This window comes from Pauljensenia sp. UMB3104 (assembly GCF_030217285.1).
Taxonomy (GTDB): Bacteria; Actinomycetota; Actinomycetes; order Actinomycetales; family Actinomycetaceae; genus Pauljensenia.
This window is the reverse complement of record NZ_JASONN010000341.1, coordinates 1-266: the sequence shown is the minus strand read 5'-3', so window position 1 is coordinate 266 and position 266 is coordinate 1. Positions and strand designations below refer to the sequence as shown.

Below are 266 nucleotides of genomic sequence, written 5' to 3'. Positions count from 1 at the left end.
CGTCGACGACGGTCTCGTCACCGTTGAAGCGCCACCAGCCGTACAGGCCCAGGTGGATGTGCACCCACCGGTCCGGCCAGGGAGCGTCCTCGCCGAGGATCGGCTCCCCGCTGCCGGCCGCGGCGCCCTCCAGGAGGGCCACCCCGGCCTCATACGTCTCACCGTCGATGGGCGGGACGAAACCGATGAACATGTGTTTGCCGTGCACGCGCACCCGCTGCATGACCCACCCGTCGAGGAGGGCTGCGGAGGACGCGAAGCGCCCC

General features: G+C 71.1%; 1 pseudogene. It reads right to left on the bottom strand.

The features are described from left to right. Window positions 1-266: pseudogene (locus QP415_RS11960) on the bottom strand (Fpg/Nei family DNA glycosylase); the annotation flags it as partial.